This window comes from Shewanella hanedai, from assembly GCF_007197645.1.
Taxonomy (GTDB): domain Bacteria; phylum Pseudomonadota; class Gammaproteobacteria; order Enterobacterales; family Shewanellaceae; genus Shewanella; species Shewanella hanedai.
Genome location: NZ_VKGK01000004.1, coordinates 129890 through 155517, shown reverse-complemented (window position 1 = coordinate 155517; position 25628 = coordinate 129890). Strand labels below are relative to the sequence as shown.

22 protein-coding genes and 1 other RNA gene are annotated in these 25628 nt (G+C 43.6%); 10 read left to right on the top strand and 13 right to left on the bottom strand.

Annotated features, from left to right (window positions below; all coding sequences use genetic code 11):
- Window positions 1-26 precede the first annotated feature (26 nt).
- From hutX to FN961_RS05260, 3 genes are all read left to right on the top strand, one after another.
- The gene (gene hutX, locus FN961_RS05270; RefSeq protein ID WP_143563506.1) at window positions 27-533 is read left to right on the top strand and encodes a heme utilization cystosolic carrier protein HutX; all 507 of its coding nucleotides are present in this window, start codon (window positions 27-29) and stop codon (window positions 531-533) included.
- A gap of 49 nt (window positions 534-582) precedes the next feature.
- Complete coding sequence (hutZ, locus tag FN961_RS05265) at window positions 583-1200, top strand: heme utilization protein HutZ (RefSeq protein WP_229814665.1); 618 nt, start codon at window positions 583-585, stop codon at window positions 1198-1200.
- A gap of 198 nt (window positions 1201-1398) precedes the next feature.
- Window positions 1399-3216 (top strand): ABC transporter transmembrane domain-containing protein, encoded by a 1818-nt coding sequence (locus FN961_RS05260; RefSeq protein WP_229814669.1) that lies wholly within the window; start codon window positions 1399-1401, stop codon window positions 3214-3216.
- A 621-nt stretch (window positions 3217-3837) separates the two neighbouring features.
- Here the strand turns inward: FN961_RS05260 and FN961_RS05255 are convergent.
- The 7 genes from FN961_RS05255 to FN961_RS05225 all read right to left on the bottom strand — a co-directional run bounded on the left by FN961_RS05255 (window position 3838) and on the right by FN961_RS05225 (window position 14452).
- On the bottom strand, window positions 3838-4611 hold the full coding sequence (locus FN961_RS05255) for a nuclease-related domain-containing protein (RefSeq protein ID WP_143563505.1): 774 nt from the start codon (window positions 4609-4611) through the stop codon (window positions 3838-3840).
- A 1226-nt stretch (window positions 4612-5837) separates the two neighbouring features.
- The gene (locus tag FN961_RS05250) at window positions 5838-6635 is read right to left on the bottom strand and encodes an ATP adenylyltransferase family protein (protein ID WP_143563504.1); all 798 of its coding nucleotides are present in this window, start codon (window positions 6633-6635) and stop codon (window positions 5838-5840) included.
- A gap of 300 nt (window positions 6636-6935) precedes the next feature.
- A complete protein-coding gene (locus FN961_RS05245; RefSeq protein ID WP_143563503.1) occupies window positions 6936-8450 on the bottom strand; it encodes a DUF3360 family protein in 1515 nt (504 codons plus the stop codon).
- Window positions 8451-8980: 530 nt separating this feature from the next.
- A complete protein-coding gene (locus tag FN961_RS05240; RefSeq protein ID WP_143563502.1) occupies window positions 8981-9250 on the bottom strand; it encodes a hypothetical protein in 270 nt (89 codons plus the stop codon).
- 212 nt (window positions 9251-9462) lie between these two features.
- Entirely contained in the window at window positions 9463-11076 is a 1614-nt protein-coding gene (locus FN961_RS05235) for an AMP-binding protein (RefSeq protein ID WP_143563501.1), read from the bottom strand.
- Between the two features lie 253 nt (window positions 11077-11329).
- Entirely contained in the window at window positions 11330-12814 is a 1485-nt protein-coding gene (gene ccoG / locus FN961_RS05230) for a cytochrome c oxidase accessory protein CcoG (RefSeq protein WP_143563500.1), read from the bottom strand.
- Window positions 12815-13000: 186 nt separating this feature from the next.
- Complete coding sequence (locus FN961_RS05225; RefSeq protein WP_143563499.1) at window positions 13001-14452, bottom strand: sigma-54 interaction domain-containing protein; 1452 nt, start codon at window positions 14450-14452, stop codon at window positions 13001-13003.
- Window positions 14453-14901: 449 nt separating this feature from the next.
- On the opposite strand from FN961_RS05225, the gene FN961_RS05220 reads away from it, so the two are divergent.
- Window positions 14902-17604 (top strand): TonB-dependent receptor plug domain-containing protein, encoded by a 2703-nt coding sequence (locus tag FN961_RS05220; RefSeq protein WP_143563569.1) that lies wholly within the window; start codon window positions 14902-14904, stop codon window positions 17602-17604.
- 187 nt (window positions 17605-17791) lie between these two features.
- Window positions 17792-18406: a LysE family translocator gene (locus tag FN961_RS05215; RefSeq protein WP_143563498.1), complete on the top strand. Its 615-nt coding sequence runs from the start codon at window positions 17792-17794 to the stop codon at window positions 18404-18406.
- Between the two features lie 137 nt (window positions 18407-18543).
- Here the strand turns inward: FN961_RS05215 and FN961_RS05210 are convergent, their stop codons facing one another.
- Both FN961_RS05210 and FN961_RS05205 read right to left on the bottom strand, forming a co-directional pair.
- Complete coding sequence (locus FN961_RS05210; RefSeq protein ID WP_143563497.1) at window positions 18544-18864, bottom strand: DUF3144 domain-containing protein; 321 nt, start codon at window positions 18862-18864, stop codon at window positions 18544-18546.
- A 188-nt stretch (window positions 18865-19052) separates the two neighbouring features.
- Entirely contained in the window at window positions 19053-19610 is a 558-nt protein-coding gene (locus FN961_RS05205) for a type II secretion system protein (protein ID WP_143563496.1), read from the bottom strand.
- A gap of 143 nt (window positions 19611-19753) precedes the next feature.
- Between FN961_RS05205 and ung the strand changes: the two genes are divergently transcribed.
- Window positions 19754-20422: a uracil-DNA glycosylase gene (gene ung, locus FN961_RS05200; protein ID WP_143563495.1), complete on the top strand. Its 669-nt coding sequence runs from the start codon at window positions 19754-19756 to the stop codon at window positions 20420-20422.
- A gap of 60 nt (window positions 20423-20482) precedes the next feature.
- Here ung and FN961_RS05195 read toward each other — a convergent pair whose 3' ends face one another.
- Entirely contained in the window at window positions 20483-20971 is a 489-nt protein-coding gene (locus FN961_RS05195) for a copper resistance protein NlpE (protein ID WP_229814664.1), read from the bottom strand.
- A gap of 191 nt (window positions 20972-21162) precedes the next feature.
- Here FN961_RS05195 and FN961_RS05190 point away from each other — a divergent pair, with 191 nt between their 5' ends.
- The gene (locus FN961_RS05190; protein WP_444544669.1) at window positions 21163-21912 is read left to right on the top strand and encodes a substrate-binding periplasmic protein; all 750 of its coding nucleotides are present in this window, start codon (window positions 21163-21165) and stop codon (window positions 21910-21912) included.
- Between the two features lie 7 nt (window positions 21913-21919).
- On the opposite strand, the gene FN961_RS05185 is transcribed toward FN961_RS05190, so the two are convergent.
- Window positions 21920-22549: a 5-formyltetrahydrofolate cyclo-ligase gene (locus tag FN961_RS05185; protein ID WP_229814663.1), complete on the bottom strand. Its 630-nt coding sequence runs from the start codon at window positions 22547-22549 to the stop codon at window positions 21920-21922.
- 178 nt (window positions 22550-22727) lie between these two features.
- On the opposite strand from FN961_RS05185, the gene FN961_RS05180 reads away from it, so the two are divergent.
- The 3 genes from FN961_RS05180 to FN961_RS05170 all read left to right on the top strand — a co-directional run bounded on the left by FN961_RS05180 (window position 22728) and on the right by FN961_RS05170 (window position 24633).
- Window positions 22728-23324 carry a YceI family protein gene (locus FN961_RS05180; RefSeq protein ID WP_143563491.1) on the top strand — a complete coding sequence of 199 codons (597 nt, stop codon included), beginning with the start codon at window positions 22728-22730 and terminating at the stop codon, window positions 23322-23324.
- A 77-nt stretch (window positions 23325-23401) separates the two neighbouring features.
- Window positions 23402-23938: an RNA polymerase sigma factor gene (locus FN961_RS05175; protein WP_143563490.1), complete on the top strand. Its 537-nt coding sequence runs from the start codon at window positions 23402-23404 to the stop codon at window positions 23936-23938.
- 80 nt (window positions 23939-24018) lie between these two features.
- Entirely contained in the window at window positions 24019-24633 is a 615-nt protein-coding gene (locus tag FN961_RS05170; protein WP_143563489.1) for a hypothetical protein, read from the top strand.
- A gap of 255 nt (window positions 24634-24888) precedes the next feature.
- Here the strand turns inward: FN961_RS05170 and ssrS are convergent.
- A non-coding RNA gene (ssrS, locus tag FN961_RS05165) (6S RNA) lies at window positions 24889-25069 on the bottom strand.
- A 157-nt stretch (window positions 25070-25226) separates the two neighbouring features.
- Window positions 25227-25535 (bottom strand): cell division protein ZapA, encoded by a 309-nt coding sequence (locus FN961_RS05160; protein ID WP_143563488.1) that lies wholly within the window; start codon window positions 25533-25535, stop codon window positions 25227-25229.
- Between the last annotated feature and the right edge of the window lie 93 nt (window positions 25536-25628).

The following is a 25628-nucleotide window of genomic DNA, read 5'->3' as shown; positions in this document are numbered from 1 at the left end:
TTAGCTTCAGAATGAGGAGTCTGTTGATGCAGCCCAGTAATGACATGATACGCCAGTACCTTGATGATAATCCCAATGCAATGCCAAGTCAGGCCGCAATTGAACTTGGTGTTTCTGAGTTGGCAGTGGTGTTAGCTCTGCCTGAAGCACAGGTGAGTCAATTCCCATTATCAGACAAGGATGAGTTGCTGTCGTGTTTACCCCATTGGGGACGGATGACCACCATCATAGCGGTATCAGGCAGTGTTTTTGAATTTAAAGGCGAATTCCCCCAAGGGAAATATGCCTACGGTTACTACAACCTAATCACAGAAGATGACGGTTTACATGGCCACCTTAAACTCGACAGTTTAGGCGCGATTTCTTTGGTGAGTAGACCATTTAGAGGCAAAGAGAGCCACTCAATCAACTTCTTTGGCAGTGAAGGCGAGATGATATTTAAGGTGTATTTGGGGCGCGATAGCAATCGAGTGCTACTTCCCGATCAAGTGGCTCGCTTCAACGCATTAAAAGAGCGATCCTTAGCAGCATAGGACTCCTTCTTTTATAGACATTTTTTGCAGGATTAAAGTAAGAGAGAAGATGATGTCAGACAAGCAGACAGAGAGTCACAAAACCGAAAGCACAGAAGTTAGTACTGAGACTCAGCAAGACAAAAATCAACGACTCAGAGATAAATTACTCCCTGAAATTGAGAGTTTTAAAGCTGAACGGTCAACGTTACAACTGGCCACTCAAGACGCCGCCGGATTGCCGAATGCCAGCTATGCGCCATTCGCCTTGGCCGATGATGGATTCTATATTCTCGTCAGCGAACTTGCCCGTCATGGTACCAACTTAAAAGAATCATCTTCCGTTTCAGTGATGTTACTGGAAGATGAAAGTGAAGCGAAAACGGTGTTTGCTCGCAAACGATTAACCTTCGATGCGGTGGCCGAATTAGTGGCTCGAGACAGCGAACTGTTTACTAAAGGGGTTGCGGCTCTGTCGGAACGATTTGGTGAGATGATAGATAATCTGTCGCAACTGAAAGACTTTAATCTATTTAAGCTCAATCCTCAGCAAGGCCTGTATGTGAAAGGGTTTGGACAAGCATTTAGTCTGACAGGTTCAGAGCTACTCGATGTGAATTGGAAGCGTGATGGTCATCATGGGACATCATCTCAGCCCGCTTTTTCAACACCAGCCGCGCCAATGTAAAAGTTAACCTTAACTTGGGATAGCGGTATTAGGCAGCATGGCTTATCCCTAGTTCAGGTTGCATATTCACTTACTGATACAAACAAAACCCGCGATCTCTCGCGGGTTTTGTTATTATATACCCAAATACCGTCATGCTCATTTTTTGTCATTGCTCCTAAGGATATTGCCTTGAGTCAAGATATCTCCACTGCGCCAATTGCTGCTAGCCCAGCGACTGAACCCGCTCAGTCCATCTCTCCTAAGTCGGCTAAACACGCTGTGCTTCCATGGATTATCTCCTTTCTTCGGCCCTATAAAGCCCGGGTTATTGCGGCCATTGTCTTTTTGTTTATTGGCTCACTTGCCTGGCTCTCATTAGGTCAAGGTGTCCGCTTGATGGTGGATGAGGGCTTCTTGCACGATAACGGCGACAGACTGAATGAGATCATCTTTCTGCTTATCGGTATCACCGCCATCAGCAGCGCAGCTGTGTTTTGTCGCTTTTATCTGATGACCTGGCTTGGTGAGCGGGTGAGTGCGGATATCCGCCTGAAAGTGTATGACCATTTATTAAAACTCTCCCCCGGTTTTTATGCCAAATTACGTACTGGTGAAGTGATTTCTCGCTTTACTGCTGATTCAACCTTGTTGCAGTCTGTGGTGGGATCGAGTCTGTCGATGGCACTGCGCGCGAGTGTCACTGTGATTGGTGGCATCGCGATGATGGCAGTCACTAGCCTTAAGATGACCGGACTTGTTTTATTGGCCGTGCCATTAGTGCTGGGCCCTATCTTCTTTTTTGGCAGCAAGGTACGCGACCTATCCCGTAAGAGCCAAGATAGAGTGGGTGATTTAGGTGCTTATGTTGATGAGTCCTTGCATGAGATACACACAGTGCAGGCTTATACCCATGAAGCACGAGACAGAGCTCTGTTTGGGGATAGAGTCGAAGCGGTCATGGATGCAGCCAAAGGGCGAATAAAATACCGTTCAATCTTAATTTCAACCGTGATGTTTCTCAGTATTTTAGCTATCTCATTGGTCACCTGGGTTGGTGCGCAAGATGTCATGGGTGGCACTATCACAGGTGGCGAGCTGTCGGCCTTTATGTTTTATGCTGTGATGGTGGCAGGCTCGGTGGCGACCATTAGTGAAGTGATTGGTGAGATCCAACGCGCAGCGGGTGCCACAGAGCGCTTGATAGAGCTGATTGAAGCGCCTATCGATATTCCTAGCGTGACCAGTCCTACGCTTTTACCTGCCAAGATAACGGGTGACATTAAGCTTAATCAGGTGCGTTTTTCCTATCAACATATTCAAGAGGGAGGGGTAAACGAGGAGCTTGATGAAGAGGTGATTCGCGGTTTGGATATCCATATTCAACCCGGTGAGCGAGTCGCTTTAGTCGGAGAAAGTGGCGCCGGTAAAAGCACCCTATTTGAGTTACTACAACGATTCTATAACCTAAACTCAGGGGGGATTGAGCTTGATGGGATCGATATTGCTCAGTTAACGCCACAAGATCTCCGTCAGCAATATGCCTTGGTGCCGCAAGACTCAGTGATTTTTGCCATGAGTGTATTGGAGAATGTGCGTTACGGCAGACTCGATGCCACTGAAGATGAGGTGATTGATGCGTGCAAGGCTGCCAAGGCCCATGAGTTTATCAGCGACTTTAAAGACGGCTATCAAACCTATCTAGGTGAACGAGGTGTCAGACTGTCTGGCGGACAGAAACAGCGAATTGCCATTGCCAGGGCCATATTAGCCGACCGTCCCATACTCTTACTTGATGAAGCGACCAGCGCCTTAGATGCCATTAGTGAGCAGAAGGTCAAGCAAGCACTCGACACGCTAATGCGGGGCAAAACAACCTTGATTATTGCCCACCGCTTGGCGACGGTACTCAATGCTGACCGTATTTTGGTATTGGATAAAGGAAAGCTTGTAGCCAGCGGTCGTCATCAAGACTTGATGCAATCAAGCGAGCTTTATCGTGAGTTTGCCAGCTTGCAGTTGATAACAGAAACTTAGGAGCTTGTGGGATAACAAATAGGCTTAACCGGTCTGATAACCAATAGTAAATATCTTTTTTGATTGGGTTCATTGGGCTGGATTGTTGTTTAGAGGTTTATGGGGAACTATAACCTCTATTGAGTTTATAGCCTGCGGCTCGCCAAACGTGTAAATACTTCTGTGACACACCAATAGGGCGACTTGCCTGATATCAAGTTTCAAGTCTCTTTTGTGTTGTTCATTGGGATTAGTTTGTGTTTGATTAGATTGTTGGGAACCATAGCTGAATTGGTATTTATTGCTTGCAGCAGGCCGATGTGCAGATACTTCTGCGACACGCCGCAAGTATATCTGACCTCCAGGGATGGAGGAAATGCAGAAAAATGTCTGGAACATTTTCTGCCCTGTAGTCTCTACAATGACATCTGATGTGAATGGATTCACAAATGCCGTGGTGACTGGATGTAATAGAACGGCCCTGTCATCGAAGCCCACAGCCGAATTCACACCTGATTGTTTATCTCTTCGATTTAGGTTTTTCTAGTATCTAGCTCATTTTTGGACAAAAACGTTTTAGAGCTTTGGGGCAGGTATGAGCCTGGTCAGATTCGGCTTGATCGTGAAACCTTAAACAACTCTTTAGTTTAATTCTTCCACAGACCTACATTTGGGGAATGCAGAACAACCCCAAAACTGTTTTCCTTTATTGTCACCACGCTTTGTTTCACGCATAACCATTGCGGATCCACAGCGTGAGCACTTCTTTACGCCGACTTTTGATGCGACCAACTCTGTAACATGTTGTTGATGCTTAAGGTCTGTAACAACGCCCCTCTTTAGTTTGACGTCATTGATGACTTCAATAATTTGAGTGTACTCTGTCTCTGAGAATACAGGCTGTACGAACTGTTTTATGTAGTTCAAGCACCCTCGTGCATTAGTAACGTTTTCAGGCATATCTGTTTTGAACGTACTATCACCGATAAAAACAATTACTGAGTGTAAATTTGATGAATCTATGCCTAACAATGATTCAAGGGTTTTGACGTGTTTAAAATTTTGATGGAGAGGGTTTTGGAATTTTGAAGAGTGACGATAGATTTTTTGTGTCCACTGTTTTTGATTTTTTGAACCAAAAATCCAGCCTTTCATGTTTTTAGTTTCGACGATGAAAAGACCAAACTTAGATACAACAACATGGTCAATTTGAGTTGTACCATCATCTGTGGGTAATGTTACATCTTTTACTAACGTGTAATCTGATTCTGGCAACCGTGACAATATCTGATTTACCAAAAACTCGCCGAACACACCTTTAAACCAACGACTCCTAAAGATCGATACGATGAGCAGTAAAGGTATGATGTACCACACTTGAGCTAAAGCACCTGAAAATAGACCTAATATATCCACGAAACTTCCTTATTCAACTAACTCTACTTTGACGACTATAACAGCCGCTTTTAATCCTCACAGAATGCCGACTTTTATTCATCACTTCAATTTATAATTAATGGGTTAGTGACAGTGCTAGGAGATTAGGCTGCTCAGTGATACATAATTTCTAGATGAGTTGAATTCGGATAACTTTTTGTACGGGAAAGGCATATGAACAAGATATGAATGAGTTTTTACTCTAAATAATAAAGGGGCATAAATGAGTTTCGAAATCCAAGTAAAGCCAAATCGAAGAGATAGATGAACAGGTGTAGATACGGCTGCGAGCTTCGACTTCAGGGATGAAGTCGTAGAGCGTATAGGGATATATTCACAGCGTCTCGCAGAAGTGTCTGCACATACCCCGCTGGAGGCGATAAACAACCATGAAGGTACGACCTTCAATGGTCAAACTCAATACCATCCTGCCAGAAGCCAAATCGAAAATGTAACCACTTCATTCGAAGGCTAACAAGCTGGATCCTGAAACTAGTTCAGGATGACGGCAAAAAAGAGTAACCCCAATACCAACTCAACTAAAAGCCAAACCAGAAAATGTAATCAATCTTCATTCCAAGGCTAACAAGCTTTCACCACGGCGAATATGGCAAAGCCATGTGCTAATAAGCGAGAGCTAGGGTCGTTCTCGGACTCCTGTCCTTCACGACATTGAGACTTCCTGTCTGGCAGATACGAACTGGCTGTTAAACAGGGATGTTGTTGGAACACAGAGGGCCACGGAGAAGTGCAAAATCACAAGCCAAACCGTAGCGATAGATAACAGTGAAGGAACGACCTTCAATAATCAAATCCAATGCCAATTCAGCCAAATGCTAAATTAAGAAAATGTATCAGCCTTCATTCAAAGGCTGGCAAGTTTTGGGGAATATTCGTGTTAGCGACTTACTCAGACAAGTCAAAATCGAAGAGATAAATAACCAAGTGTAGATGCGGCAGTGACCGTCCGTGACATGGCCGTTCAATGACATCCATGTCAACACGGCATTTGTGAATCCATTCACATCAGATGTCACGGCCGAGACTATAGGGATATACTCGTGTCGTGTCACTGAAGTAGCTGCACATACCCCGCTGGAGGCGATAGATGACAATGAAGGTGCGACCTCCAATGATCAAACTCAATATCAAATGAGCCAAACCAGAAAATGTAATCAGCCTTCATTCGAAGGCTGGATAAAAAACTATGCGTCTAGCGGATAACCACAATCAGTCAGGAACTGCAAAAAGCCATACTCAGTTAACCAACAAAGCTGCTCTTGGGAGCTAACTAAGAATCGACCGCTGTAACCTAGGCCATGGCCAGATACTGGGCCGACTCGATTGGTAGAGCGTGGCACAATTAACATCCATCGTTGAGTTAATAGAATATTATAGGGTAAACACTCGCTATAACCTTGGTTCAATGTCGTTGTGTAGCGGTCAAACTGGAGCATGGCTGCGCTATAGTGCTGCATCAACAATTCAGCATCTAATTGTTCAAATTGGATCAGATAATGTTTAAAGGGTAATTGGCCTGAGAGTATCAAGTCTTCTAACAAAATAGGCGTTTTAACTAGCTGCATATGAAGATGCATTTGGCTAGAACCTGCATCATGACCAGCATTAAAAAAGCCTAGCGTATCTGCCGAAGAAAAGCCCTTCATCCATGCCTCAAAATCGACTAATCTCAAAACCGATGTTTGCGGAATATAGTCCTTAGCGCAGATCAATATATGGGGAGTGAGAATAGGAAATTTATTGAGCAAGCAGATATGCTCAGACCCGACTTGGTCAATGTAAAGTGCGGGATCATAAGGCGCAACAAAGGGATCGTGTAGCGACATCTGTGGCTGGTGTTTTATGGTCATGTTTTTTGTCACTATATTGCCAACATAGCTCACGCCAGAACACTCAACTAATGTATCGACATCCGTTAATGGCAGTAATACACCCGATTGCACGCCACTTTTTGTAAGCTTTTCCGCCTTAGTCCAAAGCATTAAATGATACCCGCTCTCAAACATAATGATCTGATAATAATCTTTTTATTACAGTAAAAATAGCTGTTTAGGCTGCCTTATTGAAGGCAGGTAGTCTTAAATCACTTTTTGGTAGATATGAGATAGCTAAAAGATAGGAGAGCCATTCCTTTTTTGATGCAGCCAAATCGAAGAGACAACCTTCTTGTAAAACATCCAGTGTAGATGCGGCAGTGACCGTCCAAATCAAGAAAATGCATCAGCCTTCATTCGAAGGCTGACTAGAAAGCTATGACTCCCACTAATGAGTCGTCAGGGCCATTAATTCAAATCTGAAATTATGGCTGGGATGCCAGGTAATAAACCAACGATTGCCATAACGCCAGTCAATACCACAAACATAATACTGGGGATAATCCAGCGATTCATCTTAGTTAATTTTGCACTGCGATCTTTACAACCAATCAAACCGAGGTTATCAAGTAGCATGGTGAGCGACCAACCAAAAGCGGGGTTAACGAGTACCGACGAAAATACCACAATGGCCGCCGACTGGGTTGTTTTGCCTTCTCTGGTCATCTCCATGCCTGCTTCAAGTAAGGGGATAAACACCCCGACCACTAATGCAACACACAGTACAGGTTCCCATATCGCTAAATCCATTGGATAACCCCATAACGCGGCGATAATGCAAAATAGTGCCGTGAGTAGCGCACCTGCTGGGATCGGACGTTTAGCGATAGCTGCAGGGATGATATAAGTTCCCCAAGATGAGGTGAAGTTGGCTCCTCCTAGCAGTGATCCAAATGTTTGACGAATAGAGGCACTTGTCATGGTGTCGTCAATGTTCATTTGTACTTTTTCAGTGCGTTCTGGATAATTTATTTTTTGAAATACTTGATGACCTAAGAAGTCTGGCGACCACATTGCTACGGCTAAAACCGCGAAGGGTAACACGACCACAAAACTCTCTAAGGTGGGTAAACCTAGCATCCAGCCGGTATTGTCACCCCACCAATACATAGGATTCATGTTAGGTAAACCAGGGCCCGTATTGAACTCAAAGGGTGCACCCAGAGCAAAAGCTAATGTGCCGCCGAGTAAGCAGCTTAAAGGGACTGCTAGCCAACGTTTACGCCAATGTTCAAGCAATGCATATAAAATGATCGTACAAAAAATAACAATAAAGGCGATGTGCGCCATGCCGATATCATTTGCCCAAGAGTACAATTTTTCAACCTGTGAAACCGTACCAACAAAGCCTAGGTACAAGAGTAATCCGCCGCAAACGCCTTTGCTGGTCAAGTTTGCCAGCAAACTACCGCCTTTGCTAATCGCTAAGATTAATCCCAGCGCACCAATGAGTAGACCAAATGCCATTGGATGCCCCCCTGCTGCCACCACAATAGGAATAATGGGAATGAGTGGGCCATGGGTACCCGCTAAGTTTGCTGTAGGTAATAAGAAGCCTGAAAAAATAACAATAAAGAAGGCTGCAATGATTAACTCATAGCGCACATTTTCTAATATAAAGCTCTCTTCTAGGCCCAACGATGTGGCAAAAGTCGTTGCGATTGCGCCTACCATCACGACTTTACCAATCGTTGCCGCCATGGCTGGAATGGAGTCTTCTAGTTCAAATCGATAGTCTTTAAAAGGCCAATTAGGACGCCAGCGTTTGGGGCCCATTATTTGCAATTCGTGTTCTAAATATTCTTCACGGGAGTTAAACGCAGAACTGGGTTTATGTTGTTGCTGGTAATTCGACTCATCTACGGTTTTTGGAGGTTCACTTTTTTGTTCATGCTCATGCACAGATCCAGAATTACTGCTCATATCATTCCTTTGTTCACTCTCTAAAAAGTGCTATGCCATATAAATTTAGAAGCACTTTATCTGAAGCCAGAAAGCATAGCGAACAATAGAAAGCACTTTAGACTCAGACATTAGTCGTAGGTAAATATATATTTACAGGTTTAAAATCAGTATCTTGTGTTAATTCGTAGTTTTATTGTCAAAGAGGGGAGAGTGTTTTAAACGGAATTTTACGCTTTGTTTAGTGAGTTACTTACTAAACAAAGTTGCAGGCAGAATAAACGGGGATAGAATAACTTATTCAGCCATAATAGAACCAATCGTCATAGCAATAATGACCAAGGTATTTCCATTATTGGTTAGCAAACCTGACTCGGCTTATTTTGATGCGGAAGTTGTGGGGCCTTAAAAAATAGGGCTACTATATTTTTGAAGAAGATAAATCGCAGAGATAAATGAACGAGTGTAGGTGCGGCAGCGACCTTCAATAACCTACCCAATATCTAACCAGCCTTCATTCGAAGGCTAGCTAACTTTGATTGACTACTAGATTAATCGTCTATCCAGTCCATGTTGGGTAATTCATCCAAATGCTGGTTATAACGTTCTGCGTTAAAAGAGGCGCCATTTTCCATTACATCGGATACTTCGACTGCCAGTGCGCAGGCCATCCATTGCATCGCTTCTTCACGTGGTGTCCCTGTCATGACCAAACGCATCAAGGTTTCTTTTACCTTTTTTGGTTCGCCGTCGGCAATTTGATTTTCGACTGTGTCAATTAAGGTTTCTTCAGTCATGTAGCTGTCTTGTTCATTGTCCATTATTACGACTCTGTTATGTGCTTAACGCCATTATGCCACAGGCATAAGAAAAGATAGGATACCTATAAATGATCGGGCAGACATATTTGAGCTTGAAGAGAGCATAAATCGAAGTGAAACTTTTCTTATTGATCTGCAAGAGTCGGTGTGGTTGCGAACTTATAAAAAAAGAGGCTGAATAGCCCCTTTCTATTTAACTCGCACCTTATGGATTATTTATCCCTTAACTCACGTCTTAGAATTTTACCCACGGTTGATTTTGGCAGTGCAGGGACAAATTCGATAATGCGCGGGACTTTATAAGCGGTGAGTTGCTCTCGACAGTAAGCATCAATCTGAGCTCTAGCTTCTTCATGGTTGGCGTTTTGGTCATTTAGCACGATAACCACTTTCACTTTCTCGCCAGCGCGCTCATCTTTTACGCCGATCACAGCACACTCTAATATTGCGTCGTGATTAGAGAGCACATCTTCAATTTCGTTAGGGTAGACGTTAAAGCCTGAGACAATGATCATATCCTTGATGCGATCGACAATCTTATGAAATCCATCGCTGGTAGCAACGCCAATGTCACCGGTTTTAAAGAAACCATCTTGAGTCATGACATTTGCGGTCTCTTCTGGTTTGTTCCAGTAACCTTGCATCACCTGAGGGCCACGTACTGCCACTTCTCCACTCTCACCTAATGCGACCTCTTTATCACCGGTATCGAGAATTTTGACTTCGGTGCCTAAAACGGGCTTGCCGATGGTGCCAATTTGCTCAAGCCCTGGTGAGTTTAGTGAGACCACAGGGGAGGTTTCTGATAATCCATAGCCTTCAGATATGGTGCAGCCTGTGGTTTGTTGCCACACGTTGGCGGCGGCATGAGTCAGGGCGGTGCCACCAGAGATAGTCACTTTCAGATGACTAAAGTCTAAGGCTTTAAATTCAGGTTGATGACACAGGCCGACAAAGAGGGTGTTGAGTCCGGCGAATCCGCTAAATTTGTATTGAGATATGGTCTGGATGAGTGAAGAGATATCTCTTGGATTCGGAATAAGCACCGAGCACGCGCCGCGTTCAAAGTAGAGCACGAGATTCACCATGAAGGCGTAGATGTGATAAATCGGCAGAGGTGCGACGAAGATCTCTTCACCTTTAATGAGCTTGTCACCGACCCGAGATTTAATCTGCATGGCATTGGCGATAAGATTACCGTGACTTAGCATTGCCCCTTTAGAAAGGCCGGTAGTGCCACCTGTGTATTGTAAGGCGGCCAGCTTATCAAGCTGAGACGTGATGGGTTGATATTCAAGTTCAGCCCCTTGGCTTAAAACCTGAGCAAAAGTCAGGGTTGGGAAGGGGACTGTAGGCTGAGCTTGAGGTTGATCTTTTGGGGTGATCAAATCTAAAGCATGGGTTGAGATAACGGTGTCAATCTGGGTTTTAGCCACCACGTTAACCAGTGTTGGCAATAGGTCTGATAGTACGACTAAAGCTTTGGCACCTGAGTCGTTGAATTGGTGAATAAGCTCTCGCTCTGTATAGAGTGGGTTAGTGTTCACTATCACCATGCCTGCTCGTATTGCACCATAGGCGGCGATAACAAACTGGGTTATGTTAGGCAGCTGTATTGCAATACGGTCGCCGACATTTAAGCCCTGAATACTTTGCAAGTAGGCGGCAAAATAGCGAGAGTCACGCTCTATTTCACTAAACGATGTGTGGTGCCCAAGGCATGCATACGCGGTTTTATCACCATACCGTTCACTGGTTTTTTCAATCAGATCGATAAGTGAAGTGTATTGGGTTAGGTCTAGTTCCAAATCTGAATCGTATGCCATGCTATGCCCTTGTTCAGTAGAGTAGTTAGGTTCGACAGTATTTATTATTGTTATACAAAATCAAACAGGCGTTTAGATTAGAGCTAAAAATAGGCTTAGGTCAACAATAATTATCAAATAGACCGCAATTGAAATCTTTGTTAGTGGCTTGTTGTAAATAGAGCTAATACTCAGTACTGATGCAGGTTTGAGCCAACTTTATGCATCAAAAGTATGGAGTTAGCTCTCAACAATAACCCCATGCTGATATGGATTAGCCGGGGCCGAAGAAGTTGGTTTGTTGGAATACACTATTCTCTGGGTTACTGATCTCAGTGATGAAGAGTTTTATTTTAGTTCTATTGGCAGCCAGTGCATCGCTGTGGGCTATTAGCGTGATGGGGTGATCTAGCTGCTCACCTGGATTTATCACCAGCTCAGGGTTGTTTTCTAATTGAAATCGCGAGTTATCGACCGATAATCGGTAGTGTCTCGTCTGTTGGGTTTTATTACGTATCTTGAGCGTGTAGCTGTTCTCAATTAAATTGTCTGAGGTTTCTCGGTAAAGACTTTGCCTGTCACGCAGTACGTTGAGTTGTATGTCACTTTTATTGGCCATGTCGAGGCCTATCACGACCAACATGACGAGTACTGACACGCCATAGCCGATAAATTTAAGCGATCGATATACAGGCTCATGTTGTCCTTTAAGGGCGTTTTCGCTGACATAAGAGATAAGGTTTTTCTGGTAGCCAAACTTATCCATGGTTTGGTTACAGGCATCGACACAAGCGCCACAATTGATGCACTCGTATTGCAGGCCATTGCGTATGTCTATACCGGTTGGGCATACATCGACACATAGGTGACAGTCAACGCAATCGCCAAGCTCGGTGGGTTGCTTACGTTTTCTGGGTCCTCGACTTTCTCCACGATTGGCATCATAGGTCACTGTTTTGGTGTTGGCATCGAACATTACAGATTGAAATCTTGAATAGGGGCAGCAGTGCAAGCACATCTGTTCACGCATCCAACCAGCATTGAGGTAAGTACAGATAGCAAAAAACCACACCCACACAGCGACCCAAAAACTGGCTTGAAAGCTCACTATATCGATATAGAGTTCCCGTGCTGGTACAAAATAGGCGATAAAGGCGCAACCTGTCAGTAAAGCGGTTATTCCCCATGCCGCGTGCTTGGCCATCCTTTTGAGGAGTTTTTGACTAGTCCACGGGGCCTTGTCTAAGGCGACACGTTTATTTTGATTGCCCTCTATTCGGGTTTCTATCCAGACATACATAAAGGTCCAAGCCGTTTGAGGACAGAGGTAACCACACCAGACTCTGCCCCAAAATACCGTGATAAAAAACAGCAGAAAGGCGGCGGCGATAAACACCCAAGCTAATACGGTAAAGTCTTGTGGCCATAGTGTGGTGCCGAAGAAGAAAAACTGTTGTTCGTTTAAATCAAACAGTATGGCTTGGTGGCCTTGATAGGAGATAAAAGGCAGTAGGAAGAACAAACAAACTAACAAACTGTTCGTTGAGGTCCGTATTCGCTGAAAGGTGCCTTTTTGCTCACGAATATGAATGTGTCCCGATTCAAGCGGTGATTTTTTACTGGTTTTAGCAGGCTGAGGGGTCGCTGAGATCTCTCTTATCTCAATAGCCTGCTCATTAATTAAGTATTTGGATGTTTCTGGAGTTGGAATGAATATTTTAGCGGAATTGTTCAATGGACTGATTTTATTATTGCTCATCTGGCTTCTCTAAGGGGGGATAAACTCAACACTTACCCACTCTTAGCAATCGTCAGGCCAATAAGGCGAGGTTTTAACTCGCTGAAAATAAACGTTTTTATTATAGGGGTTATTAATTAAGATCACGATATGTCGCGTTTTTGTGTTATATCGCGAAATGATTTATCACAACATCCCAGTTTAAAGCTAAATCGGGCGCTTAATGTTGAGTTTTTTCATACGAGATCTCAGTGTGCTAGGAGGCAAGTCCAAAGTGGCAGCTGCACCATTGGATCCCGATATTCGCCATTTAGTCTGTTTTAGCACTTTGATGATATGCCTCTTTTCAACTTCTGCTAAGGTGTGAGCTGCCGAGTCTGAGCTGTGAGGAGTTTGAGATGCCGATAACTGTGTCAGTTTAAGCACCGGACTTTGTGAGAGGATGGTTTCTCTCTCCAATACATTTTGCAGTTCCCGTACGTTGCCAGGCCAAGTATGTTGCATCAGTTTCTGCACTCCTTGTTGGCTGACACGAGTGATCTTTTTACCGAGTTTTCTATTCAATTCCTGAATGATGTGACTCACAAGTTCAGGGATATCACTGATCCTGTCTCGCAGTGCAGGAACCTGAATAGGAAATACATTGAGGCGATAGTAGAGATCCATGCGAAACAAACCTTGCTCAACACGTTTGAGCAGATCATGGTGCGTGGCGGTAATGAGTCGTATATCAACCTTAATCGTTTCACTGCTCCCGACACGCTCGAACTCCTTTTCCTGAATCACTCTCAGTAACTTAGATTGAGCCTCAAGGCTTAATTCCGCGACTTCATCGAGAAAGAGTGTGCCCTTGTCGGCCAGTTCAAAACGCCCCTTACGGCGATTAGTCGCTCCGGTATAAGCGCCTTTTTCATGACCGAAGAGTTCACTTTCAAGCAAACCCGCAGAAAATGCGGCGCAGTTAACGCAGACCAAAGGTTTGTCGGCCCGTTTGCTTAACTTATGTAGATTGCGGGCTACCAGTTCTTTGCCTGTGCCATTCTCACCACTGATCAGTACCGTACTGTCTGTATTAGCCACTAGCTTAATCTGTTGAATTAACAGTTTTATTTTAGGGCTGTTACCTGATATTCCCACATCTCCCGTTTTGTCTGCCAACTCTAATTGCAAATATTGATTCTCTGAAGACAGAGTTTCAGAGAGAGCTTGAACCTGTGCTAGGGCTTCTCTGAGAGACTTTTCCGTTTGTTTCTGAATACTGATATCACGAAATATCGCGACTACACCCATCATCTTGCCGTCTTTATAAACCGGAGTAGAGGTGTAATGCACTGGGAAGCTTGAACCATCTTTACGCCAAAACACTTCATGACTGATTTCACGGGCTATACCGTCATTAAGCGTGTTGTAAATCGGGCAGTCCTCTTTGGGGTAGTGGCTGCCATCATTGTGGCTATGATGATGACAATCATGAATATTGTTTCCCAGTAAATCCTCTGACTTCCACCCAGTCATTCGTTCTGCAGCCGGATTAATAAACACGGCATTACCATCCAGATTAAAGCCATATATCCCCTCGCTGACTGCGTTAAGGATCAACTGGTTTTCGGGAAGGAACTCAGATTGAAGTGGGTTTGCATCCAGATTGATATTGGCCATATGAAAGTCAGTCGCATAAGTGATAAATAAGTTAACAGTATAACTTTTTTGCTCAGGTCACGAAATAGCGTGAGTATAAGCCAAGTCTAATCATGGGGAAAAAGTGACCTTTTAGTATTAGATAGCTGCATTTTCATATTTATTTCCTTAGCCTTTGAAATTTCGAGAGTAAACCGAACAAAATATAGACTGATGAAGTTGAGGCTGTAGTACTTATGGACCAAAACGTCTAAAAGTTGTTAATTAATTGTGTCTTTAAGTGGTTGAATAATTGAAGTAATCATTTTAGCTCGATAGTTTCCCTAATTTAGCAATAGCAATTATGAAACTTTTGTTATAGAAATGTGTCAGGAATGATTTACATTTCCGTGGGGTTATTCGAACTTAAAGCCAATTAAAATGGTTAAGTTTGGGTAGAGATGAGATAAAAAATAATAAAGAGAAAAATGATGACAACAAGAAACAGGAAGACATTTGGCTTAAACTCGTTGAGTTTAGCTGTATCAGTAGCTCTAGCAGGCTCACTAGCGACTTCATTTGCATTTGCTGCAGATGAGGAAGGTGAGAAGCTAGATAATGTAGAGAAGATAGCCGTAGTAGGTTCACGCTCTGCACCGAGGTCAATCGGTGATTCGACGGTACCCATCGATATTATCAGTGGTGATGATATTCGAAAGTCTGGTAACTCAGATATGCTTGAAATCTTGAAGGGGGCTGTTCCTTCATTAAATGTTCACTCTAATCCCATCAGTGATGCTGCTAGTCTAGTTCGACCAGCGAACCTACGCGGTTTGTCAGCAGATAGCACGCTTATTCTGCTTAATGGTAAGCGTTTTCATCGCTCATCTGTGATTGCCTTTCTAGGCGGGGGTATTAATGACGGTGCACATGGCCCTGATATCTCTGTTATTCCAAGCATTGCCCTTAAGCAAGTAGAAGTACTTCGTGACGGTGCTGCGGCTCAATATGGTTCTGATGCGATTGCTGGTGTGATGAACTTTGTACTGAAAGATAATGCAGAAGGCGGTTCTTTAGAGGTGAAAACAGGCGAGTACTATGAAGGTGATGGTGCGACAACTGAAATCGCGGGCAATATTGGTATGCCATTAACTAAAGATGGCTTTGTTAACCTGAGCTTTCAATATAAGAATGCTGATGCAACCAGTCGAAGCGTACAGCGTCCTGACGCGGCTGCGTTTGCTAATGCGGGACTTGACGTGGCTAACCCTGCTCAGATTTGGGGTTCACCTGAGATCAATGATGATATCACTCTGTTTGCAAACCTAGGGCTAGATCTAGATGACCACTCAGAGGCTTACTTATTTGGTAATTACTCGGAGCGAGATGTAAAAGGTGGCTTTTACTACCGTAATCCCAATTCACGACCAGGAGTGTATGGTGGGATAGTACGTAATGTGGACGGTACAAATAGTTATCGTCCTAGACCAATGGATGCTAATGCTCCTACTGACGCAGAACAAGCCGCTATGGATGCTTGGGATGGAGCAACTCCAACTGTACTCGTTGGTTCTTTAGATAGTCAGGATCAACAACTTAATTGTCCACTGGTTGAGATCCAATCCAACGGTCTTCCTGATCAAGCTGCGTTAGATTCGCTAGCGGCTGCAAACTGTTTTGCGTTTAATAATACAATTCCTGGTGGGTTTACACCTAATTTCGGCGGTAATATTGTCGACACCTCTCTTTTTGTTGGAACAAAAGGTGAATTTCAGATGGATTTCCTCGAAGGCATTTTATATGACTTCAGTGGTTCATACGGCAGTAATAAATCTAGCTATAAAATTGTCAATACCTTAAATGCTTCAATGGGCCCTGACTCACCACGAGATTTTAATCCAGGCAAATACATTCAGACTGAGTGGAACTTTAATGCAGATTTTGTCAAGTTTGTCGATTGGGGACTCGACGATGACGTGAGCATTGCGACAGGTTTAGAGTGGCATGATGAAACATTTGAAGTGGTTGCTGGAGATGAGGCTTCCTTTAAAGTAGGACCGCTCTTTTCGCAAGGTTTTGGTATCGGTTCTAATGGTTTTCCCGGTTTTCAGCCATCAGCAGCTGGGGAATATACTCGTAAGAATAAAGCGATATACTTAGATACCAGCATGCCTCTTCTTGATAATTTAGTGGCAGAGTTTGCCGTTAGATATGAAGATTATGACTCGTTCGGCTCAACTGTAAATTATAAACTTGCGGCTAACTGGAACATCATCGATGAGCTTGCGGTTCGAGGCTCGTTTAATACAGGTTTCCGTGCGCCAACAGTGGGTCAAGCGAATGTGAGTAATGTACAAACTAACCTATCTGATGGTGTATTGGTTGACTCGGCGCTGTTGCCGCCAACCAACCCTATCTCTGTACAACTTGGTGGTACAGAGCTTACACCCGAAGAGTCAAAAAGTTTCACATTTGGTACCATTTATACTGAAGGAGATTTCTTCTTAACAGTTGATTATTATAATATTAAAGTTGACGACCGTATTAGCCAATCTGAAAAGATTGAGTTAACCGATGCTGATAAGGCAACCTTGAAAGCAGCTGGTGTGCCTAATGTTGATGGTTTGTCACAGGTGAGTTTCTTTACTAATGACTTTGATACGACCACTCAGGGCATTGATGTCGTTGCCAACTATACTGCTCAGCTGTTTGCCGGGGATTCAACCTTTGCTTTAGCTTATAATTGGAATGAAACTAAGGTTGATAGTTACTCTGAAATTACTGGTGACTTTAAAGTTTCTCGTTTAGAGAACGATCTGCCAAACCACCGTGCTACATTTACTTGGGGGCAGAGCTGGGATCAGTTTAATCTGTTTACCCGTGTGAACTATTTCGGTGAATATCAAGGTGTGCACGTGGATTATATTGATACCGTCAATACAGGCAAAGCTGCTGTTACAGTGGATATGGAGTTGAGCTACTTTATTAATGACTCCTTCAGTGTTGCTCTAGGTGCGCAAAACTTGTTTGATCAAGATGCCACTGAGATCAATTTTACCGAAGCAGGAGCGGCTGCGTGTAATAGTGCTGATGATCCCTGTGTTAATAACCAATGGGGTGGTATCTATTATGAGACATCGCCATTTGGATTTAATGGTGGTTACTACTACCTTAAAGGCACCTACACTTTCTAACTCTTTTGTAATGGTTAGTTAAGAGTAAGCCAGAGCCCGAACAACTGTTCGGGCTTTTTACTTCCATCGTTTGCCGCTAACTCTATTAACAAAACGATAGAGCTCACTTGCAAACGGTACGTGCAACTTTTACCATTCAACTCACTTTTAAAGAGACGTTTAGCGCTCTTTTATTCGGGAGATCACCATGAGTTTTACTGCTTGGCTAGGATTACTGGCTATCTGTTGTTTAGGGGCCATGTCACCAGGACCGAGTTTGGCCATGGTGGTTAGGCACACGTTAGGTGGCGGCAGAGGTAAAGGGATCATCTGTGCTTGGGCTCACTCCATAGGTATTGGTATCTATGCGTTAGTGACACTCTTAGGTTTGGCCGTCGTGTTAAAAAAAGCCCCAATGGTCTTTAATGGTATTGCCATTATAGGTGCGCTTTATCTGGCTTGGATGGGCGTGCAGGCGCTTCGTTCTAAAGGCGGGATGTCTGATAAGTTAGCGGCGGGAGAGGCGACAAGTGGGTTGACCGCAGCGCGTGATGGTATCGCTATTTCACTGTTTAATCCCAAAATCATGCTCTTCTTTCTGGCACTGTTTAGTCAGTTTGTGATGGTTGCCGATAATTTTGTGGGCCAGTCATTAATCGTGTTGACGCCTTTGGTGGTCGACGGACTCTGGTATACCATCATTGCTCTGGTGTTATCACATCCCTCTGTATTGCCTAAGCTAAGGGCAAAAGCGGCATTGATCGATAAGTTATCCGGTGTGGTGTTGATCTTGTTGGCTATTAGAGTGCTAGTGACAATCTAATATTAAGCAATGAGATTAGAGATATAAAATATCAGTTATAAGATGGTCGTTACAAAATAAAACGACGAGCTATGAGTGTCGAACTGGAAGCCTTTGGCGGCTTTCTTTGTTCTTTCATTAGCTCATCGTTATATTTCTTAGCCTTTAAAAACCTGCACAGCTTCATCTTCAACAGCTGGCTCAGTATCCGATACTGGCGGGTTTTTGATATGGTCGTCGAGGTTGTCACTCAACATCCCTTTGTATTCATTAACAAACCATTCAAGCGCGTTCTCTTTCTCAGCTGCAAGATCGGCAGATTTAAGTGCGGCTTCAAAGGCGTTGAAACGTGACGCTGCGAAACGCAGGGCTGTGCCGACTTTGCTAACATCTTGCTCTGTTGCGCTAAGTTCGTTAGCAAGGGCAATAAATTGATCGGCTAACTGAAAAATGGTGGTCTCTTTACCTGCTTCTGACATGGTGCCTCTCTGTTTAATATTATTATACTGCTTGGATTCTAACTTAAATAAGTGACGAATGAACCCTTGGGATTAACAATTGAGATCTGAATCAGGCGATAAGCCTAGGGCTTGAGCTATGGCTTGTAAGTTAAGGGGGAGCTACGAGCTTGATCTTCAACTTGACCTAATAGACTCTATTTGTTTTTTTAGTTACTTGGATCTTTGTCGACAGTGACGCTGCCATTACGGGAGTCATAACTGATGCTCAAATTGAGATTATCAGCATAGTCATAGCGACATTGATGTAGGGGAATGTAGTTTGCCTTATATTCTGTTTCATCAGTGCTTGTACTTGATGAAACAGTAAGGTCATCACCTGCAAAAATGGTTACCCAGACAGAGATACAATCGTCTACATTATCTAACTTTGGCGATACTTCATCATCGGTAAAGTAGTGCTGGGCTGGCCATCCTGCGTCATTGAAGTCCATCTCTCCAGCTTCACTATCACCAAAGGTTGGCAGGTTTTCCGCAGGCCCTGAACCGACACGTACGGCCCAAACACTGTGGGCTAAATTGATCCCGGATTTAAAGGCTCCGCCAGTACCTGACACTACTGCGACATGAGCATCTTCAGATAAATTCATAAATTTAGGCAAGGCGACCACAGCAAGGATCCCGAGTATAATGATCACCACAACGAGCTCGATCAGGGTAAAGCCTGTATGTCTTTTTGGCGAGCTGAGACAAGAGCGATGGTTCATTTAAATGATTAACCTAGATTTATTGATTACAGGATTGTATCACTTTTTATTTACGTGTTCCCTCCTGAAATGATGACATCAGACGAGTGAAATCTTATTCGGACTTTTTTGATAGGCGTGAGTATGAAAATGATGAGGAATGTATGACTGTATTACCGAGTTGGGATGATTTTATTGCTGAGGAGAAAAGCAAAGCCTACTTTAGCGAGTTGCAAGCGTTTGTCTCTGAAGAGCGGGCGTCCGGAAAGGCAATATTCCCACCTGAGGACGAAGTGTTCACTGCATTTAACCTGACTCCTATAGATAAAGTGAGAGTGGTGATCATTGGTCAAGATCCCTATCATGGTCCTGAGCAGGCACACGGTCTCTGCTTTTCGGTGAAGCATGGAATTAAGACTCCTCCTTCATTAGTGAACATGTATAAAGAGTTAGCGACCGATATTTCCGGGTTTACTACGCCTGAACATGGTCATCTTTCAACGTGGGCTGAGCAGGGGGTATTGATGCTCAATACGGTTTTAACCGTAGAGCAAGGTAAAGCACATTCCCATGCTAAATCGGGTTGGGAAACGTTTACCAGTCATGTGATGGAACATCTAAATCAACAAACATCGCCTATTGTCTTTATTTTGTGGGGGGCTCACGCGATCAAAAAGGGCAAAGTGATCACGGGCAAACAGCATCATATTTTATCAGGGCCTCACCCTTCGCCGTTATCTGCTTATCGTGGTTTCTTTGGCTGCCAGCATTTTTCTAAAACTAATGAGCTGTTGATGGCAATGGGAACGCCAGTCATAAATTGGCAGGTATAAACTGTAATAAAAAGGAGCTCACTGGCTCCTTTTTATTTGCTTTCATGATGTATGAAAACGTTACTTTTCTTTGGTCAATCGGTAGTTATCTGCCAGTGCGCCCGTGATCCTTTGCCCTTGGCTACCTAACATAAATAGCTGGTTTTCACCGACTAAAAATTGCATGTCAGGACCTTTTTGATTGGGGGCTATGAGAGTGATTTTTCCGCCACTCTTATTCCACTTAAGTTTACCTGTTTCGGTAAAGAGATTGTCCTCTTCACCTAGGTACTCAGTATTAAGCTTATAGGTGTTGTCAGAATAGAGGAACAGAGTGGTTTTAATTCCCTCACAACTGGCACAGGGAGTAATGCCTGAGTAGGTGCCATTCCAATCAAGTGAATTTTGGCTGTTGTCGCCAATAGCGTGTTCAGCTGCTGGAACTTCATTCTTTACATCACTTTGAATAACTTCTGAAACCGGCTTGTTTTCAGTTGAGTTGGGCTTCTGTTCTGAGCAGGCCAAAAGGCCTATTGCCAGCAATGGAAGTGCAATTAGTTGTAATTTCATCATAATCCTTAAGAAATAGATGTCGTAAAAGCATTATACCTAGGTTCATTTATATATCTCTTAATTGTGATGTCATTATGCGTCGTTTTACCTCCGACTTTCTAATAAGTGTCATATAATTTATGAGTGGCGGCATAAACGACAAGGAGGATAACGAAATGAGTTTAAAGAGCGCTTATGTACTCGTTTTGATGCTAGTTTGGCTAACTCCTAGTGTGCTTGCTGGTGATAACAAACCAACCTTGAATATTGTGTCGACTAACTACCCACCATTTTATAGCGAAAGTTATAGCCAAAATGGGGCTGTGGCCCATATTGTGGCGACGGCATTGCAACGCCGTGGTTATAACGTGTCACATAAATTTTATCCTTTTACTCGCGCCACCTTACTGGTTAAAACTGGTAAGGCTGATGGTATTGTTGGGCTTTGGTACCGCAAAGAGCGCGAACAGTGGGCGGAGTATTCACAGCCTATTGTCCCATTAAACATTGTTCTTTATAAACGTAAAGACAGTGACATCAGTTATCAAACACTCGCTGATCTGCAAGGCTTACGTATTGGCATAGGCAGGGGGTATGCCAATCCAGCGGTATTCACTGAAGCAAAGCTAACTACTGAAGAGTCCAGCTCTGATGAATTGAATATGAAGAAGCTATTTCTCAAGCGTATTGATCTAGTTTTGATAGGACGGGAGCTAGCGCGATACATTATTCGTACAGGGCCAGATGAGTACGCTAACGTTTTTGAAGAGGTGGGGGAGCCATTGAGTGTTGAGGTGTTTCACTTTGGCGCTTCTAAAAATATTTCTGGGCACAAACAGTTAATCAAGGAGTTTAACTTGGGATTAGATAGTATGCGAGAAGACGGCAGCCTAGATAAAATCCTGCAGGATTATGAACTCACGCAGAGTATAAAAACGCCCTTAGTGGTTGTTAATTAATGTGTGACTAAAAGCACCACAGCTTTGTCGGTGTCACTATGATAGGCAATGGAATATCCCAATGCTCACAAGGTAAATGGTCGACTTGTTGGCAATCATGGGCGTAGCCGATAGGCAAAGGTGCCCTCACTTTCTCCCAATTAACCAATGTCCTGTCATAATATCCTCCCCCCATTCCCATGCGATTTCCTGTTCCATCGAAGGCCACGAGCGGTGTAATGATCACATGGAGCTGCTCTGCGGGTATGAGAGTGCGAATATCAAGCACGGGTTCCAATATTCCCAGTTTATTACGTTGCATGGGAGTGTGCTGGGTATAAGCCAAAAAGAGTAAGTTACCTTTGCTAAAAGGGTGAAGTCTGGGCAGGTAAACATTAATGCCGCGTTGCCAAAGTGCTTGTATCAAAGGATTGGTATCGAGCTCTCCATCATTTGTGAGGTAAATAGCCAGATGTTTAATGGTCAAAGGTTCGAGTTTTGAGAGCATCAGAGCACAAGCTTGTAGACCTAAGTTTGTCTGTTGCTCTGGGGAGATACTGCGCCTTGCTGCACGTATGCTCGCTCTGATCTCATTGCGAACCCTCTCTTTTTGAGGGAGGCTCGATAGCGTTGGGGCATTGGTAGGGGGTTGCTCCACAGTGGTCACCTTTAATTGCTAGCAATATAAATATCTTACCACTAAGCGCGAGCTTGGATAAGGTTGAACTCTGTTTTGTTTTTAGCGTAAAAGCTGAATAAAAAATATTTTTATCTTTTTGCATCCACCTAACTCTCTTAGCCGTATAAGTGGTAGTTATTAATTAAGAGAGTCATTTATGAAACCTATTTTTACAGTGTTAGTTCTATCTATCGCGTCATGTATCTCCATGAACGCTTCTGCCCAGTGGTCACTAGCCCCATCGTCGGCAGAGCTGAACTTTTTATCGACTAAAGTGCTGTCGAATATGAACAGTATTACCGAACAATCACGTTTTCAAACATTATCAGGTGCAGTTTCTGATGACGGAGAGTTAACGCTAAAGGTTAAGCTTGCCAGTGTTGACACCCAAGTCCCTATTCGTGATCAACGTTTACGAGATTGGGTGTTTGAGGTATCAAAATACCAAGAAGCGGTGATTTCTGCCAAGATAACGAAGGCCAATTTGAACGCATTAGCCGTTGGTAAGCCTTTACGTATTAAACAAGGTTTGATATTAAAAGCACACGGTAAGACGATTCCCTTAGAGGCTGAGTTACAGTTAGTCAAAAGCCAAAATGGTTCGATTTATGTTTCGACTACTTCGCCTATTTTGCTTGATGTTAAGCAACTGGAGTTGAATAAAGGGGTCGAAAAGTTGATTGACGTGATGGGGCTAGCGTCGATAAACCAGCAAATCCCCATTACCTTCTACGGAAAGTTTATTGAAAGTTAGCGAGTAGGATGAAATCGATAGCAGATTTCATCCCAATGTTTTTAAATATATGCGGCATCAATTAGAGAGTTATTTCATTGAGTGAGACAGATGAGATCCTATTAGCACGAACAGCGATGGGGGATAGGGGGGCATTTAAACGCTTGTATCTGAGCCTTTCGCCACGACTTTTCCCCGTATTGATGCAGTTAATGCATGATCATCAGCTAGCAGAGGATCTTCTTCAGGAGACCTTTGTGCGGATCTGGAATCAAGCATCTCGCTATGACTTAAATAAAAGTGGGGCTTATACATGGAGTTATACCATAGCGCGCCATCTCGCTCTGGATCATCTGCGTCGTTTATCCTTACGCCGCACTCAACAGTTGACGGATTTGGAGATCGCATTTGAGATTGAAACTGCCAGCGAGTCATTATCGAGTCAAAATACCCTGAATAAAGTAGATCATTGCTTATCTCAGTTGAAAGACAATCAACGTCAGGTGCTGATATTGAGTTATCGCTACGGCTATGAACAAGGCGAGTTAGTGAGTCTTTTAGAGCACCCACTAGGTGCTATTAAGTCTTGGTTAAGGCGTGGAATGGAGTTTATGCAAAAATGCGTGTCCCATTAAGATACTACGATCCAAAATTGCAAAGATTGCTTATCAACCACTATGTTAGTGGTTCTATGAGCTATCGGGCACGCAGGCGAATGTCGAGCTTATTACAACAGATCCCGCAATTAGAGGAGCAACTGTTGATGGTTGAAGCTCAGCTTCAATCGCTACACACCAATCAAGTACAGGTTCCTCCTAAGGCTCAAGTCTGGAATAAAATAGAGGCTCAATTAGGCTGGCACTCGGTTCGCTGGTGGCAAAAGGGTAACTACTGGCGAGCAAGTTCTGGTGCGTTAGCGCTGTCGTTGTTATTGGTACTCACTTTACAGATACAAGATCCAAGTGAAGTTAGCTCCGAATATGTGCCTATCAGCTATGTTGGGATTTTAAATGGCCATGATTCGACGACAAGTCTAGCTGCGGCTGTTCATCGGGAAACCGATGCTCCAAATGCCCCATGGATGATGACCTTACATTTGACTCAACCTTGGTCTGAATCCAATGAGGCTGCCAGCTTATGGATCACCGATGACAAGGGCCGCAAACTCTCCATGGGACCCATTCAAGTTAAAGATACCCAGCAATTTCAGCTATCCGACACCCAGTGGCAATTTATTCAAGGTGCTGTTTGGATGGAGTTGATTGCAGATAACGGCGGTAGGGTCATTTTACAAGGCCAGTGTCTCTCTTTGAAACAGTGGAAAAGCTAATTCAATAACCTCTCGTTCATAGTGTAATCAGTTACTGAAAGGCTTAATTTACTAGAACTGAAGGCCACAGAGGTGGGAGAGTGACTTGATTAACGTACAAAGTTGAGAGTGGTCGTCATTCTGAACTTGTTTCAGAATCCAGCTTTACTTGGGCCCTCACATTTCAGGCATAAAAAAACCACAGTTATTGCTAACAGTGGTTTCTTTATTACTGGAAACTCGCGACTTAAAGTCCTTGCGATTTTCTTTTATAAATTACTCTCCAGGCTACCGTTACCAGCGTAGCCCTTGAACCGTAGGTTCAAGGCGGGTAAATGAATAACTCCTAAGGCTTCTCGATACGAGCCGAGCCTGCACAATGTCATTAATACATTCATCCTGGGTTTGTAATTATCGGCACAGGGACATTGCCGGCTCACGCGAAACCCAGAGAGCAAAACAGGTGTATCTAATTCGTTGTAAACATTTCTACTGTCTTGTTTCTATAGCTTAACTATAGCGTTTATTTTGTCTTTACGAGCGAATTAAATAACTATAATTTTTTACGTTTCTCTTGCATTGACTCAGTTATCACTAAGCTCTTGCTACAGAGTTTAATCTTCTTTAATCGAACGCTCAACTAACGCGTTTTCTAAAGTTGATTGCAACAGACCGATTTTTTCATCCATCTGTCGATTATAATCTTGGTTTTTCTGCTGTTCTTCTAAGAGTTCATAACCAATATTCAAGGCCGCCATAATGGAAATCTCTTCACGGCTTAAGTTGTTGGTTCTCGACTTAAGTGAGATTAATTGCTTCTCGAGTTTTTCTGCCACGTGCTGCAATGCCTTCTCTTGTCCCGGAGGGCAAGCGATGGAGTAAGTGCGGCCTAGTAAGCTAATCTCGATAGCATGGCTACTCATGAAGCGGTTGGTCCTTAAGTTGGTCTCTTGATCGGACTATAAAGGTCTGCCTTTCAAAGTGCAACACGAGTAAGGCTTTAGATGCCTAACTTT

What these genes read in the sequence shown, in the direction of transcription:
- FN961_RS05225 (WP_143563499.1), bottom strand. Translation starts at nt 14,452, where the DNA reads ATGGCCAATATCAATCTGGATGCAAACCCACTTCAATCTGAGTTCCTT.
- FN961_RS05170 (WP_143563489.1), top strand. Translation starts at nt 24,019, where the DNA reads ATGTCGAGCTTATTACAACAGATCCCGCAATTAGAGGAGCAACTGTTG.
- FN961_RS05245 (WP_143563503.1), bottom strand. Translation starts at nt 8,450, where the DNA reads ATGAGCAGTAATTCTGGATCTGTGCATGAGCATGAACAAAAAAGTGAA.
- FN961_RS05195 (WP_229814664.1), bottom strand. Translation starts at nt 20,971, where the DNA reads ATGAAATTACAACTAATTGCACTTCCATTGCTGGCAATAGGCCTTTTG.
- ung (WP_143563495.1), top strand. Translation starts at nt 19,754, where the DNA reads ATGACTGTATTACCGAGTTGGGATGATTTTATTGCTGAGGAGAAAAGC.
- FN961_RS05220 (WP_143563569.1), top strand. Translation starts at nt 14,902, where the DNA reads ATGACAACAAGAAACAGGAAGACATTTGGCTTAAACTCGTTGAGTTTA.
- ccoG (WP_143563500.1), bottom strand. Translation starts at nt 12,814, where the DNA reads ATGAGCAATAATAAAATCAGTCCATTGAACAATTCCGCTAAAATATTC.
- FN961_RS05205 (WP_143563496.1), bottom strand. Translation starts at nt 19,610, where the DNA reads ATGAACCATCGCTCTTGTCTCAGCTCGCCAAAAAGACATACAGGCTTT.
- FN961_RS05235 (WP_143563501.1), bottom strand. Translation starts at nt 11,076, where the DNA reads ATGGCATACGATTCAGATTTGGAACTAGACCTAACCCAATACACTTCA.
- FN961_RS05240 (WP_143563502.1), bottom strand. Translation starts at nt 9,250, where the DNA reads ATGGACAATGAACAAGACAGCTACATGACTGAAGAAACCTTAATTGAC.
- FN961_RS05160 (WP_143563488.1), bottom strand. Translation starts at nt 25,535, where the DNA reads ATGAGTAGCCATGCTATCGAGATTAGCTTACTAGGCCGCACTTACTCC.
- FN961_RS05190 (WP_444544669.1), top strand. Translation starts at nt 21,163, where the DNA reads ATGCTAGTTTGGCTAACTCCTAGTGTGCTTGCTGGTGATAACAAACCA.
- hutX (WP_143563506.1), top strand. Translation starts at nt 27, where the DNA reads ATGCAGCCCAGTAATGACATGATACGCCAGTACCTTGATGATAATCCC.
- FN961_RS05210 (WP_143563497.1), bottom strand. Translation starts at nt 18,864, where the DNA reads ATGTCAGAAGCAGGTAAAGAGACCACCATTTTTCAGTTAGCCGATCAA.
- hutZ (WP_229814665.1), top strand. Translation starts at nt 583, where the DNA reads ATGATGTCAGACAAGCAGACAGAGAGTCACAAAACCGAAAGCACAGAA.
- FN961_RS05215 (WP_143563498.1), top strand. Translation starts at nt 17,792, where the DNA reads ATGAGTTTTACTGCTTGGCTAGGATTACTGGCTATCTGTTGTTTAGGG.
- FN961_RS05250 (WP_143563504.1), bottom strand. Translation starts at nt 6,635, where the DNA reads ATGCTTTGGACTAAGGCGGAAAAGCTTACAAAAAGTGGCGTGCAATCG.
- FN961_RS05180 (WP_143563491.1), top strand. Translation starts at nt 22,728, where the DNA reads ATGAAACCTATTTTTACAGTGTTAGTTCTATCTATCGCGTCATGTATC.